Below are 12,933 nucleotides of genomic sequence, written 5' to 3'. Positions count from 1 at the left end.
CGGAGGAAGTGCGAGCCGCGTCGAATTCTGCGCCCTGCCCCTCCCCGAAGCGCTCTTCCTCAAAGGGAAAACCCTGATCCCCGATGCCTTCGCTTGATTCACAATCAGTATACTGATCGACAAACCAGAGGCGATCGAAGCGAAGACGATGAAGCGCGACACAGGTGCCGGTCTCGCCGAGGGCGAGGCCCCGCCTCCCCCGATTCGATACCTTGAAGGAGTACCCACGATGTTCCCGAAAAATGCCTGGTACGTCGCCTGTTCGAGCGACGAAGTGACCGATGCGCCGCTCGGTCGAACGATCTGCAACGAGCGCCTGGTGATCTACCGCGACAGCGCCGGAAGCGCAGTCGCGCTCGAGGACTTCTGCCCGCACCGAGGCGCCCCGCTGTCGCTCGGCCGCGTCGTCGACGGCAAGCTGGTCTGCGGCTACCACGGGCTCGAAATGGGCTGCGACGGCAAGACGGTCGCGATGCCGGGCCAGCGCGTGCGCGGCTTCCCACCGATCAGGAAGTTTCCGCTGATCGAGCGCTACGGCTTCGTCTGGATCTGGCCGGGCCAGGCCAGCGAGGCGGATGCCTCCAAGCTGCACCACCTCGAATGGGCCGAAAGCCCCGACTGGGCCTATGGCGGCGGCCTGTACCACATCCAGTGCGACTACCGCCTGATGATCGACAACCTGATGGACCTCACGCACGAGACCTACGTCCATGCATCGAGCATCGGCCAGAAGGAGATCGACGAGACACCGACCCAGACCCGCGTCGAGGGGGACGAGGTCATCACGAGCCGCTTCATGGAGAAGGTGTCGGCGCCGCCTTTCTGGCGCATGGCCCTGCGCGGCAACGGCCTGGCCGACGACGTGCCGGTCGACCGCTGGCAGATCTGCCGCTTCACGCCGCCGAGCCACGTGATGATCGAGGTCGGCGTGGCGCATGCCGGCAAGGGCGGCTACGAGGCCGATCCGGCACACAAGGTATCGAGCATCGTGGTCGACTTCATCACGCCCGAGACCGACACCTCGATCTGGTACTTCTGGGGCATGGCGCGCAACTTCAAGCCCGGGGATGCCGAGCTCACCGCCACGATCCGCGAAGGTCAGGGCAAGATCTTCGGCGAAGACCTCGAGATGCTGGAGCGGCAGCAGCGCAACCTGCTGGCGCACCCGGCCCGCTCATTGCTCAAGCTCAACATCGACGCCGGCGGCGTGCAGTCGCGGCGCGTGATCGAGCGGCTCATCGCGCAGGAAGAACCGGCAAGCAGCGCCGCTGCCGGCGCCTGAGCCATGCAAGCCATCGAACTGGACGTGCGCGTGGCGCGCAAGACCGCCGAGGCGCTCGACATCTGCGCCTTCGAACTGGTGCAGCCCGACGGCAGCGCCCTGCCGGCGTTCTCGGCGGGCTCGCACATCGACGTCCGCCTGCCGACCGGCATCACGCGCCAGTATTCGCTGTGCAACGACGCCAGCGAGACCCATCGCTACCTGATCGGCGTGCTGCGCGATCCGGCCTCGCGCGGCGGATCCCGCGCCATGCACGAGCAGGTCAACGAGGGCGACCTGCTCCGCATCGCGGTGCCGCGGAATCACTTCGCGCTCGACGAAGAGGCGCCGCACAGCCTGCTGCTGGCCGGCGGCATCGGCATCACGCCGCTGCTGAGCATGGCGGACAAGCTGGCCGCGGCGGGCCGGTCGTTCGACATGCACTACTGCACCCGCTCGCCCGAGCGCGCGGCGTTCCGCCACCGCATCGCCGCGGCCGCGTTCGCCGGGCAGGTCCGCTTCCATTTCGACGACGGCCTCGACGCGCAGAAGCTCGACATCGACCGCACGCTCGCGGCCGCGCCGGCCGACACCCATCTCTACGTCTGCGGACCGAAGGGCTTCATCGACTGGGTGCTCGCACGTGCGCGCGGCGCGGGCTGGACCGAATCGAGGCTGCACTTCGAGTTCTTCGGGGCCGAGGTCGCGCCGTCCGCGACCGACGGCGCATTCGACGTCAAGCTCGCGAGTTCGGGCCGCGTGATCCACGTGCCGGCGGACCGCACCGTCGTCCAGGCGCTTTCACAAGCCGGGGTCGAGATCCAGGTCTCCTGCGAACAGGGCGTGTGCGGCACCTGCCTCACGCGCGTGCTCGATGGCGAACCCGAGCACAAGGACCTGTACCTGACGCCCGAAGAGCAGGCCGCGAACGACCAGTTCACGCCCTGCTGCTCGCGCTCGCGCTCGCCGGTGCTGGTGCTCGATATCTAGCGCGCGGGTTGGTGGGACAATCGGGCGCCGCTCGCCAGCGGCGGCGCCCTCTCTTCCCTCTCCTTCGCCCATGTCGACCCCCACCGACGCTCACGCCTTCATCGACCTCGACCAGCAGCCCGGCCACCTCATACGGCGGGCGCACCAGATCTCCGTGTCGGTCTTCCTGGACGTCGTCGGCCGAGAGGTGACGCCGATCCAGTACGCCATGCTGATGCTGCTGGGCCAGCGGCCCGGGCTCGACCAGCTGACCGTGGCGCAAGAGGTCGCGATCGACACCTCGTCCTGCGCCGACATCGCCGCCCGACTCGAGGCCAAGGGACTGATCACCCGCGACGTGGGCGCAAGGGGACAGCGCAGCCTGCACCTGACAGACGACGGCCGCAGCCTGATCCAGGATCTCTCGGTGCCGATCCAGACACTGCAGGACACCCTGCTCGAAGGCCTGACCGAGAACGAAAGCAGCGAGCTGCTGCGCCTGCTGCGAAAGTTCGTCAGCCTCAACAACGAACGCAGCCGGGCGCCGCTGCGCAAGCGCCGGCCCTGACCGCCGCAGGGCGAACGCGCCCTATTCGAAGCTGACGCCGTGCTCGCGCACCGTCGAGACGAAAGCGTCGTGCTGCGCGCGGAAGAACTCGGCGAACTTCGCCGGGCTCATGCCATAGCCTTCGAAGCCCTGCTGCGTCAGCCGCTCGTGCACCGCGGGGTCCTTCAGCGTCTGCTGCAGCGCGGCCGACAGCTTCTCGGTGATCCCGGCCGGCAGCCCGGGCGGTCCGAAGAAACCGGCCCAGGGCGTGATGGTCAGCTTGCCGAGTCCGAGCTCGCCCGCGCTCGGCACGTCGGGCAGCAGCGCACTGCGCTGCGGCTGCAGCGTGACGAGCGCTCGGATGCGGCCGTCGCGCACGAAGGCGGGCGCCAGTGTTCCGGTGGTGAACATCATCTGCACCTGCCCGCCCAGCAGATCGGTCATCGCCTGCATGTCGCCCTTGTAGCGTGCGTTCACGACCTTGCGCCCGCCGAGCAGCTGCAGCATCGCGAGCTCCGAAGCGCTGTTGCTGGACGCCGAGTTGTAGGCGCCGGGCCGGGCCGCGACCATGTCCAGCAGATCGCCGACGCTCTTCACCGGCAATGAAGCCGGCACCACGAGGAACATCGAGAACTGGCCTGCGCTGCTGATCGGCGCAAAGGCCTTGAAGGGGTCGTAGGGCGGATTCGGCCGCAAGGTCGGCGCCGCCACCATCGCGGTGTTGGTGCCCATCAGCAGCGTGTAGCCATCGGGCCGTGCGCCGCTCACGGCTTGCGCCGCCAGCACGCCATCGGCACCCGGCCGGTTCTCCACCACCACCTGCTGGCCCAGCTGCCGCGACAGGCCCTCGGCCATGATCCGCGTGATGGTGTCGGCGCCCCCACCGGACGCGAAGCCGACGATCAACCGGACCGGCTTCTCGGGATAGGCTTCCGCGCCCCAGCTCGCGCCGTGGGGCAGCGCCAGCGCTGCGGCGATGGGCGCAGCCCACCGGAGGATCGTCCTGCGTTGCATCTCTGTCTCCTTGCGATTGACAAACCTGGCGCCGCCGAGTCGGGCCGATGGGTCGCGGAACGGGAGAGCCGGACGGCTCTCCGCAAAGGGCCTAGCCGGGCGGCACGGGTTCCTGCGCCTGTACCAGCACCGCGCCCTGCGACAGTGGACCGACGTTGCGCCGGTACTGCTGCAGCCAGCCGGTGTGATGCGCCAGCGGCGGCGCGCGCCAGTCCGCGCGGCGGGCCTGCAGCTGGGCCTCGTCGAGGGCGACGTCGAGACGGCGGGCGTCGAGATCGATGGTCACGATATCGCCGTCCTCGAGCAGTCCCAACGGTCCGCCGAGCGCGGCCTCGGGCGAGACTTCGGCAACCACCAGGCCCTTGCACACCAGGCCGGAGAGATGGCCGTCGGTCAACAGCGCGACCTCGTCGCCGAGGCCTGCGCCGTCGATCGCGAAGACGACGCGCGAGGCGCCACCGCCCATCGCAGGACCGCCGCAGGCTCCGGCACCGCGCATGACCACCACCTGGCCGGCACGGATGCGACCTTGCTTCAGCGCCGCAATCGCTTCGTCGGAACTCCAGAAGCACAACGCCGGACCGCTGAAGCGGCGCACCTTCCGCTCGACGATGCCGGTCTTGATCAGGCCCGATTCGGGCGCCAGGTTGCCGCGCAGCAGGATGATCGCGGGCCGCGGCGCGACCGGTCGGGCGATCGGCCGGATGACTTCCGCATCCGCCACCTCGATGCCCCGCAGGTTGCCTGCGACCGAGTCGCCGCTGACCGTGCGCGCGCCGGTGTCGAGCAGCGGTTCGAGCTGCTTCATCAGCGCCCGGCAGCCGCCGGCCGCCTCGAATTCCTCGATGCTGTGCCCGCCGATCGGGCGCACGCCGGCGAGCACCGGCGTCTCGGGCCCGAGCCGCTCGAACAGGCCATACACGTCGACGCCGCATTCGCCTTCGGTGGCCACGGCCTGGAGGTGCTTGGCCGCGTTGAGCGAGCCGCCGATCGCGAGCACCGCGCGCACGGCGTTCGCGAACGCGCCAGGCGTGAGGATGTCGCGCGGCTTCAGGTCGTCCCGCACCATCTGCACGATGCGGGCCCCGGCCGCACGCGCATCGGCCATCATCTTCGGGCTCATGGCCGCGACCGGCGCGCTGCCCGGCAGCGCCAGGCCGAGCGCTTCGCAGACGACGTGCATCGTGTTGGCGGTTCCCAGGCCGGAGCACACGCCGGGGCCGCGGATCGCCTCGCGGCTCATCTCGATCAGCTCGCCGACCGGCAGCGTGCCGGTGACGGCATGCATCGCGCCGATGAAGACCTCCTCGATGTCCATGTGGCGCCCCCTGAACTCGCCGCTGGGCTGGTAGCCGCAAGGCACCAGCAGGGTCGGAACGTTGAGCCGCGCCGCCGCCATCAACTGCCCGGGCACCGTCTTGTCGCAAGACGTGAGGCAGACCATGCCGTCGAGCTGCGCGCCCTCGACCGCGACCTCGATGTCGTTGGTCACGAGGTCCCGCGCCGCCAGCATGTAGGCGCCGCGCGCTCCGGCGCCGGTGATGAAGTCGCTCGGCGCGGCGGTGCGGATCTCGAACGGAACCCCGCCGGCGGCGCGGATCGCGTCCTTGACCTGCACCGCGACCTGGTCCAGATGGCTGAAGCAGGCGGCGAGCTCCGAGGAACTGTTGACGACCGCGATCTTGGGCTTCTCGCAGTCTTCCTCGGGGATGCCGAGCGCGCGCCAATGGGCATTGCGCACCGACCAGAGGTAGGAACCGCGCGGGAAATTGCTGCGCAGCGGACGTGTCATGGTGCGGCCTCCGGGTTGTGCTTGTTCTTCTTCGTGACTTCGACGATGCCGCGGTCGGCATCGACCCGCACCCAGTCGCCGGTCTCGATGCATTCGAGCGGGTCGCGGTCGAAGTCGGTCATCGACGGCGAATGCGAGACCACGGTGCCGAGCGCCACCTTGGTGGTCATCTCGTTGAACAGGAAGGCCGCCGGCACCGTGTTCATGAGCCGCGCGACGTGGAACATCGCGGACCAGCCCGACGACCCCTTGGCCCCCGGGAACACCAGCACCTTGCCCGCGAAGCTCTGGCCGCGCAGCGAGTGGCGCGTCTCGACGACCGTGCCGGTGCGCGGATCGATGCCGCCCCAGCCCGAGATCTGGTCCCGCGTGACCATCGCCTCGCCCTCGGCGACGCCGCCGACCACCTTGCGTCCCCGGATCACCAGGGTCTGTGCGCCCAGTGTCTGTCCGCTCATGCCAGGCTCCCGTTCCAGCGCCCCGTACAGGCCGCATCGATGCATTCGGCCGTGCTGCCGAACCAGGCCTGCACGCCGAGGATGGCGGGCAGGTAGTGCGCCTGCTTGGCCGAATCCAGGGCCACGGTCTGCGTGCCCTTCGGCACCGCGCGGCTCATGGCCGAGCAGCTGTCGGTCATGAGGATGCCTCCCGCGTCCTCGATGATCTTGGTGTAGCCGTTGCGATCGGCCAGCGACTTGATGGCGCGCGGCGTGAATATCCACAGTTCGCAACCGGGATGCACCTTGCGCCCCTCGATCAGTTGCGCCGCCTCCCAGATCTGCTCGATCGTGTAGTGCGGGCAGCCGAGCATCACGTACTGGATGTCCGCGCTGCGGGCGGTGGCGTTGATGGTCTCGTAGGTGGCGCGGCGCTCGGCCTCGCCATAGCGCAGCACCTGTGCCGGCTTGCGGCCGCCCAGGGCCTGCTCCAGGCTGAGCGCTTCGGGCGTCACGCCGACCACGTGGTACATCTCGACGCCGCCCGACGACGAGGCCGCGGCGCCGAAGTGCTTGAGCCGCGGCAGGTTCGGCACCCGGCCGATGCCGCGCCGGCTGTGGACCACCGGCACCCGGTCCTGCACCTGCTCGCCGATGAAGTAGCCGAGCAGGCCCCAGTCCTGCACCGACTCGATCTCGATGTCGAGCTCGACGACGTGGGTCCCGAGCCGGTGCGCGTCGAGGTGGTAGCCCCAGTAGGGGATGCGGCCGGTGAGCATCGCGGCGCCGGTGCTCTCCCGGCCTTCGGCATTGGTGCGCGCGCCGAGCACCGAGTTGCAGTAGATCACCGCCGACGACTCCATCCAGGCGCAGTGTTCGCCGCGGGTCGGGATGTTGCCGACCTGGTAGGGCGTGCAGGTGTTCATGATCTGGGCGCCGAGTCCGGCCGCGTGGCGCTCGCTCTTCTCGTAGAAGCGCACGATGTCCTCGCTCACGCCCATGCGCTCGGGCTGCCCCGGATCGAAGCCGAGCTGCAGGTGGCTCGTGAAGACCTTGAACTTCGGGATCGGCACCACCTCCTGGCTGTCCAGGCTGAACTCTGAAAACACCGCGTCCATGCCCCCCTGCTTCAACGCGAAATCGCGTTGGAACGGCGTCGTCGACGTGATGGTGGCGCAGACGTTGCGCGTCTCCACGAGCCGCTCGGCGCCCAGTGCCTCGCCATAGCGCACCAGAAGGTCCATCGCCTTCTGCACCGCGGCGCCACCGCTGCCGTCTCGCATCGCTTTCTCGTCGTCGGTCAGGTACATCGCCTGTTGTCTCGCTGGAGGGTTCGAAGAAAAAAGGTCAGCGCTCTTGCAGGCGCGGGCCCGGCACATGGCCGCCGATCTCGCTCGCGATGCGCCCGGCCACCGCGCGCAGCCGCGGCGCGAGTTCGTCGCGCAGCCGCTCCTCGGGAAACACGAAGCCCGCGCCGCCGCCGTTCAAGGCCATGATCTCGTTGCCCGGCCCGACCAGCGGCACCGACACCGAGTTGATCTCGCGATGGAATTCGCCGAGCGACAGGCAATAGCCGAGGCGCTGGGCCTCGTCGATCGCGCGCAGCATGGCCGGCGCCAGGCTGTCCCACTCGGGGCCGCGCATGAGGCGCATCGAATCGAACAGCTGCGCGCGCGTGGCGTCGTCGAGCGCCGACAGGTAGGCGCGGCCCAGCGCCGAGTTCGGCAGCGGCGCACGCGATCCGACATCGAGGCGGGCCGACAGCATGGTCGAGCGCGGCCGGCAGGCCTCGATCAGCACCATCTCCATCCCGTCGCGCACCGCCAGATAGACCGAGGCGCCGCTTTCCTCCGCCAGCGCCTGCATCACCGGCCGCGCAACGGCGCGGACGTCGAGGCTGCCGAGGAAGACGCGCGACAGCGACACCACGCCCGGGCCGAGCGCCAGGCGGTCGCCGGCCGGCGATGCCTTGAGCATGCCCATCGCCACCAGCGTCGAGACCAGGCGGTTGACCGTCGGCCTCGGGATGCCGGTGATGCGCGCGAGTTCGGCGGGGCTCAGCAGCGGTCGGTCTTCGGAGAAGCTGCGCAGCACCGAGATGCCGCGCTCGAGCGCGCTCACGGTGTCGGAACGGTCCACGCGCGCATCGGTGGTGTCGGCGGAGGGAACGGGGAGCGGGTTGTGTTCGGCGGCCATGCGGAAGTCCTTTGGGAGATCCGCCAATGTAGAGCCTGCCGGCGAGGGTCCGGGCGTCGCGATCATCGTGAGCGGCTCAGCTGTTCGCGGTTTCGAGCGACGGCCGCTCGGCCACCGGCCCGGCGCCGGCGGCACCGGCGCGCAGGTACACGCCCTGGGCCTGCAGCGCCGTCTGCAGCGCGTTCACCTCGACCGCCCTCGGTGCGATCCGTCCCTGCGAGGCCAGTGCCGCTGCCGTGCCCGCCGCCTGTCCGGTGATCCAGCATTGCGGGATCTCGCGCATGAAGCCGTGCGAGTTGCGGTCGCACGAGATGTGGCGGCCGCAGGCCAGCAGGCCGTCGAGCCGCTGCGGCACCAGCGCGCCGTAGGGGATCGAGATGTTCGGGAATTTGGGCGACACGGCCGGAGACACGCCGATCTCGTCGGCCAGCGCCCGGCCTTCGGGCCACTGGCTGCGCAGCACCGCGCCGACGCCGCTCAGGCGCCGCGCATGGCGCACGCCGATCTGCGGTGCGCTCAGCATCAGGTAGGCGTCCTCGAAGCCGGGCGCATGGGCGCGGAAGAAGTCGAGGTGCGCGGCCATCGCCCGGTGCGAGCGCACCTCCACCGCGGTGAGATCGTCGACGTCGAGCGCCGAGTAGCCCGACTGGCGCGGCCCCATGAACAAGGCGACGTCGTTGCGCCAGGAGACGAAGGGGCGCTCGAACAGGCCCAGCTGCTCGCGGCCGCGCGCCATGAAGGCGCTGAACGCGTCGGGGCGGCCGGCCTTGAAGTCGATCCAGCGGCCCATGTCGACGCCGCCGAACAGCCACGAGGTGTTCATGCAGTGGTGCACGTCGGCCTCCTCGATGTCGTTGACGAAGGCGGCGCCGGCGCGCGCGAAGAGATCGCCGTCGCCGGTGGCGTCGACCACCACGTCGGCCATGATCGCCATGCGCCCCTCCTTGCTCTCGAACACCACGCCCTTGACCGCGCCGTCCTGCACGATCGGCACCGCGGCCCACGAGTGGTAGATGAGCTTGACCTTGCGCTCCAGCACGATCTGCTGCGACAGCAGCTTGAGGCGCTCGGGATCGATGGTCGGCGACCACGTGACGATGCCGTGGTAGGCCGCGGTGCGCTGCGCCCAGTGGCTGGCCTTGGCCGAGTCCTGGGAGCCCCAGTCTTCCCGCGACGGCCCGGCCACCGCGTCGGCCGGCAGCCGATCGAACAGCTCCTCGGCGAAGCCGCGGATCACGAGCTGGCCCTCCCAGTCGGTCATGCGGTCGATCCAGATCACGAGGCCGCCGGTGGACAGCCCGCCCAGGTGGTTGTAGCGCTCCAGCAAGGCCACGTCGGCGCCGGCCCGCGCCGCCGACGCCGCGGCGGCGGTGCCCGACGGCCCACCGCCGACCACCAGCACGCCGCACCGGTGATAGACCGGTACGTCACGGCCCGGCTCGGACCAGACCCCGTGGTCGGGCCGTGCCACGCGACCGTCGCGATCGAAGATGTCGGAACTGAGGATGCGCTCGTCGGTGCGGACGATGGTTTTCATAACTTGGGTCAAAGGCGGGTTGATTCGACTATTTTGATTTCGATGTCCATTTTATTTATATCACTTGGCCTGAAATCCGGGTATTCCCTTGGCTTTGTTCGTCTTTTATGGTTTGACAATCCATTTTCAAGACGGAGACGAAAAATGGACATTCACCGGCAAGCAGGGCGGAACGCGCGGCGGCGATTGAGCCTCCTGCTCGGCAGCATGCTGCTGGCACTCACGCCCTGGGCCGGCGCGCAGGACTTTCCGGCCAAGGGAAAGCCGATCCGCATCGTGGTCGGATTCACCGCCGGCGGCGGCACCGACGGCCAGGCACGCCTGGTGGCGCAAAAGCTCGGCGAGGTGCTCGGCACCCCCGTGATCGTCGACAACCGTCCAGGCGCCAGCACCATGCTGGCGGCCAGCGAAGTCGCGCGTGCGCCGGCGGATGGCTACACGCTGATGTATGCGCCCTCGTCGACCATGGCGCAGAACCCGCACACGCTGTCCCAGGTTCCGTACGACCCCTTCAAGGACTTCACCGCGCTGTCGATGGGCGGCCGCGGGCCGCTGGTGCTGACAGTCAACGACAGCGTGCCGGCGAAGTCGGTCGGCGAGCTCGTGCGCTACGTGAAGGCGCATCCGGGCACGGTCAGCTACGCGTCCTTCGGTACGGGCACCTCCTCGCACATCTACGGCGAGGCCTTCGTCAAGAAGACCGGCATCGATGCAGTGCACATCCCCTACAAGGGCGGCTCGGACGCCGCCAAGGACCTGATCGCCGGCCGCGTCCAGTACATGTTCGACTCCGCCTCTTCCGCGATCATCACGGTCGGCTCCGGCAAGGTCAGGATTCTTGCCGTGGCCTCGGCCGCGCGCATCCCCGCCTTGCCGGAGGTCCCGACCTTCGCTGAGCAAGGCGTGGAAGGCCTGGACCTGCCGAGCTGGCTCGGTTTCTATGGCCCCGCGAACATGCCGGCACCGGTGGTGGCGCGCCTCAACAAGGCGCTCGGCCAGGTGCTAGAGATGCCCGCGGTGCAGGACTTCTATCGCAGTGGCGGCTACGAAGCCGGTGGCAGCTCGCCGGATGAATTCGCGCGCATCACGCGGTCGACCTACGACCGCTGGGGCGCGATGGTGAAACAAGTTGGATTGGCCAAGGAATGAAACCGCATCGTCTTTCCGTATGTCGCATCGACCGCCGCCGCGCACTCGGCGCGCTGGTCCTGTCCCTCGCGCCCGTGCTCGCAACCGGCGCACCGGCGGCGCCGCCTGCGTTCCCCGACAAGGGCCGGCCGATCCGGATCATCCTGGGCCTGGCCGCCGGCGGCGCCTCGGACGCGCAGGCGCGCTTCGTCGCCAACAAGCTCGGCGACGTGCTGCAGACACCGGTGATCGTCGAGAACCGCCCCGGCGCCAGCTTCATCCTCGCGACCGAGGAAGTCATCCGATCGGCGCCCGACGGCTACACGATCATGTACGCGCCCTCCTCGGTCGTGGCGCAGAACCCGCAGACGCTCGCCCAGGTGCGCTACGACCCGTTCAAGGACCTGACGCCGATCTCGCTCGGCGCACGAGGTCCGCTCGTGCTCACCGTCCACGTCAGCGTGCCCGCGAAGACCGTGCAGGAACTGATCGCGTACATCAAGGCCAACCCCGGCAAGCTCAGCTATGCCTCGTTCGGCACCGGCACCTCCTCGCACATCTACGGCGAGGCCTTCGCGCGCAAGGCCGGGCTCGACGTGGTGCACGTGCCCTACAAGGGCGGCGCGGACGCCGCCAAGGATTTCCTCGCCGGCCGCGTGCAGTACTACTTCGACGCCGCGCCGAACGCCATCACGAACACCGCGACCGGCAAGGTCCGCATGCTGGCCGTGGCCGCGCCCCGCCGCAGCCCGATGCTGCCCGACCTGCCGACGATGACCGAGCAGGGCGTGAGCGGTGTCGACATGCCGAGCTGGCTCGCCTTCTACGGCCCGGCACGCATGCCGGCCCCGGTCGTCGCCAGGCTCAACGCCGCGCTCGCGCAGGTGCTGGCAATGCCGGCCACGCGCGACTTCTTCCGCCAGGGCGCCTACGAGGCCGAGGCGTCGACACCGCAGCAACTCGACGAGCTCACGCGCTCGACCTACCAGCAGTGGGGCGGCATCATCCGCGAGCTCGGGCTGACGCGGCAGCAGTGACGCACCGCCGGCCAAGCGGTCGCAGCCCACCGATGCTCACCATGCGTCCGTCGCGACGTCCAAGTCGTGCTGAATGCGCGCGCTCAGCGCGAGCAGCGTCGGAGCGAGTTCGCGCACCGCCGACGCCAAGGGTTCGGCCGTCGACAGGCTCACGTTCAAGGCGTATCGCGAGCCCTTGAACAGCAGCGGAGCCGCCAGCGCCACGACTTCAGGCTGCCAGGCGGCGGCGCAGAAGCCCTTCTCCTCGACGTCCCGGATCGCGGCCGCGAGCGCCGGCCCGAGCGCCGCCCACTGGGTGCGCCGGGTCCGGCGAAAGTGCGCGAGCAAGGCCTTGCGCTGGCCCTCCGGCGCGACGGCCAGGTAGGCGCGACCGAGGGAGGTCAGCTCCATCGGCACACGCTGGCCTGACACCACCCGGCGCAGGGAGGGCCGGCGGTTGTATCGGATTGACTCCAGGTAGACCATCTCGTCCCGATCGGGAGCGGCCAGGCCCACGTTGAGCCGTTCCGCCTGGGATGCATCGCGCATGTGCGGCGCGGCGATGGCGAGCGCGGTGGAACCCGAACGCATGGCGTGCGCCAGGCTCAGGACCGCGGGCGCCAGGCGATACGCCCGGGTGCGTGCTTCCACCTGCAGATAACCCGACCCCACCAGCGTTTGCGTCAGGCGGCTCACCGTCGAACGGGAAAGGCCCGTTCGCTCGGCGATCTCGGCGTTGCCCAGCAGCTCCGAGCCGGGGCGGAACGATCGAAGGATCTCGATGCCCCGCTCCAGCGACCTGTTCGCGGGCGAAACCCCGGGCTTCTCCGCCCCCAGAGACTGCGCAGGCGTTGACGAATTCATGAGATTCAGCACCTCCATGCCGGACCGGACGACGGCGGAACGCCAGTGTATTGGGTTCCACTGGTTGGAATCGAAGGGATGCCAAACCGGCACCGGCTTCCTAAGCTACCTCCCATGGCGACTTCACCCGGAAGCCCCAGCGACAACAAAGACCTTTGCCCCGCGTAGCAGG

Annotated in this window: 12 protein-coding genes; 5 read left to right on the top strand and 7 right to left on the bottom strand. The window is 69.3% G+C overall.

Annotated features, from left to right (window positions below):
* The first annotated feature begins 229 nt into the window (after positions 1-229).
* The 3 genes from QTI68_RS26280 (at position 230) to QTI68_RS26270 (ending at position 2,798) form a co-directional block, all read left to right on the top strand.
* Positions 230-1,282: an aromatic ring-hydroxylating dioxygenase subunit alpha gene (locus tag QTI68_RS26280; protein WP_286525852.1), complete on the top strand. Its 1,053-nt coding sequence runs from the start codon at positions 230-232 to the stop codon at positions 1,280-1,282.
* 3 nt (positions 1,283-1,285) lie between these two features.
* Complete coding sequence (locus QTI68_RS26275) at positions 1,286-2,251, top strand: PDR/VanB family oxidoreductase (protein WP_286525851.1); 966 nt, start codon at positions 1,286-1,288, stop codon at positions 2,249-2,251.
* Between the two features lie 70 nt (positions 2,252-2,321).
* Positions 2,322-2,798, top strand: coding sequence for a MarR family winged helix-turn-helix transcriptional regulator (locus tag QTI68_RS26270; RefSeq protein ID WP_286525849.1), 477 nt, complete (start codon positions 2,322-2,324; stop codon positions 2,796-2,798).
* Between the two features lie 21 nt (positions 2,799-2,819).
* On the opposite strand, the gene QTI68_RS26265 is transcribed toward QTI68_RS26270, so the two are convergent.
* The 6 genes from QTI68_RS26265 to QTI68_RS26240 all read right to left on the bottom strand — a co-directional run bounded on the left by QTI68_RS26265 (position 2,820) and on the right by QTI68_RS26240 (position 9,753).
* On the bottom strand, positions 2,820-3,791 hold the full coding sequence (locus QTI68_RS26265; RefSeq protein WP_286525848.1) for a Bug family tripartite tricarboxylate transporter substrate binding protein: 972 nt from the start codon (positions 3,789-3,791) through the stop codon (positions 2,820-2,822).
* Positions 3,792-3,882: 91 nt separating this feature from the next.
* Positions 3,883-5,583: a dihydroxy-acid dehydratase gene (gene ilvD, locus QTI68_RS26260; RefSeq protein ID WP_286525846.1), complete on the bottom strand. Its 1,701-nt coding sequence runs from the start codon at positions 5,581-5,583 to the stop codon at positions 3,883-3,885.
* Complete coding sequence (locus QTI68_RS26255) at positions 5,580-6,041, bottom strand: aconitase X swivel domain-containing protein (RefSeq protein ID WP_286525845.1); 462 nt, start codon at positions 6,039-6,041, stop codon at positions 5,580-5,582. Before QTI68_RS26255 ends, ilvD begins: the two co-directional genes overlap by 4 nt.
* The gene (locus tag QTI68_RS26250) at positions 6,038-7,330 is read right to left on the bottom strand and encodes an aconitase X (RefSeq protein ID WP_286525843.1); all 1,293 of its coding nucleotides are present in this window, start codon (positions 7,328-7,330) and stop codon (positions 6,038-6,040) included. The genes QTI68_RS26255 and QTI68_RS26250 overlap by 4 nt, the downstream gene beginning before the upstream one ends.
* A 37-nt stretch (positions 7,331-7,367) precedes the next feature.
* On the bottom strand, positions 7,368-8,216 hold the full coding sequence (locus tag QTI68_RS26245) for an IclR family transcriptional regulator (protein ID WP_286525842.1): 849 nt from the start codon (positions 8,214-8,216) through the stop codon (positions 7,368-7,370).
* 76 nt (positions 8,217-8,292) lie between these two features.
* Entirely contained in the window at positions 8,293-9,753 is a 1,461-nt protein-coding gene (locus tag QTI68_RS26240; protein ID WP_286525840.1) for an FAD-dependent oxidoreductase, read from the bottom strand.
* Positions 9,754-9,960: 207 nt separating this feature from the next.
* On the opposite strand from QTI68_RS26240, the gene QTI68_RS26235 reads away from it, so the two are divergent.
* Together QTI68_RS26235 and QTI68_RS26230 are read left to right on the top strand one after the other, a co-directional pair.
* Positions 9,961-10,902, top strand: a complete 942-nt coding sequence (locus tag QTI68_RS26235) for a Bug family tripartite tricarboxylate transporter substrate binding protein (protein ID WP_286526089.1) — start codon at positions 9,961-9,963, stop codon at positions 10,900-10,902.
* Positions 10,899-11,918 (top strand): Bug family tripartite tricarboxylate transporter substrate binding protein, encoded by a 1,020-nt coding sequence (locus QTI68_RS26230; protein WP_286525837.1) that lies wholly within the window; start codon positions 10,899-10,901, stop codon positions 11,916-11,918. The genes QTI68_RS26235 and QTI68_RS26230 overlap by 4 nt, the downstream gene beginning before the upstream one ends.
* A 36-nt stretch (positions 11,919-11,954) precedes the next feature.
* Here the strand turns inward: QTI68_RS26230 and QTI68_RS26225 are convergent, their stop codons facing one another.
* Positions 11,955-12,761, bottom strand: a complete 807-nt coding sequence (locus QTI68_RS26225) for an IclR family transcriptional regulator (RefSeq protein ID WP_286525836.1) — start codon at positions 12,759-12,761, stop codon at positions 11,955-11,957.
* Between the last annotated feature and the right edge of the window lie 172 nt (positions 12,762-12,933).

Origin of the sequence: Variovorax sp. J31P207 (assembly GCF_030316965.1) — a bacterium.
In the GTDB taxonomy this organism is placed as follows: Bacteria; Pseudomonadota; Gammaproteobacteria; order Burkholderiales; family Burkholderiaceae_C; genus Variovorax; species Variovorax ginsengisoli_B.
The sequence above is the reverse complement of the archived record's forward strand: the minus strand, read 5'-3'. Positions and strand labels throughout refer to the sequence as shown.

Coding starts and splice junctions, on each gene's coding strand:
- QTI68_RS26280 (WP_286525852.1), top strand. CDS start 230: ATGTTCCCGAAAAATGCCTGGTACGTCGCCTGTTCGAGCGACGAAGTG.
- QTI68_RS26275 (WP_286525851.1), top strand. CDS start 1,286: ATGCAAGCCATCGAACTGGACGTGCGCGTGGCGCGCAAGACCGCCGAG.
- QTI68_RS26270 (WP_286525849.1), top strand. CDS start 2,322: ATGTCGACCCCCACCGACGCTCACGCCTTCATCGACCTCGACCAGCAG.
- QTI68_RS26265 (WP_286525848.1), bottom strand. CDS start 3,791: ATGCAACGCAGGACGATCCTCCGGTGGGCTGCGCCCATCGCCGCAGCG.
- ilvD (WP_286525846.1), bottom strand. CDS start 5,583: ATGACACGTCCGCTGCGCAGCAATTTCCCGCGCGGTTCCTACCTCTGG.
- QTI68_RS26255 (WP_286525845.1), bottom strand. CDS start 6,041: ATGAGCGGACAGACACTGGGCGCACAGACCCTGGTGATCCGGGGACGC.
- QTI68_RS26250 (WP_286525843.1), bottom strand. CDS start 7,330: ATGTACCTGACCGACGACGAGAAAGCGATGCGAGACGGCAGCGGTGGC.
- QTI68_RS26245 (WP_286525842.1), bottom strand. CDS start 8,216: ATGGCCGCCGAACACAACCCGCTCCCCGTTCCCTCCGCCGACACCACC.
- QTI68_RS26240 (WP_286525840.1), bottom strand. CDS start 9,753: ATGAAAACCATCGTCCGCACCGACGAGCGCATCCTCAGTTCCGACATC.
- QTI68_RS26235 (WP_286526089.1), top strand. CDS start 9,961: ATGCTGCTGGCACTCACGCCCTGGGCCGGCGCGCAGGACTTTCCGGCC.
- QTI68_RS26230 (WP_286525837.1), top strand. CDS start 10,899: ATGAAACCGCATCGTCTTTCCGTATGTCGCATCGACCGCCGCCGCGCA.
- QTI68_RS26225 (WP_286525836.1), bottom strand. CDS start 12,761: ATGAATTCGTCAACGCCTGCGCAGTCTCTGGGGGCGGAGAAGCCCGGG.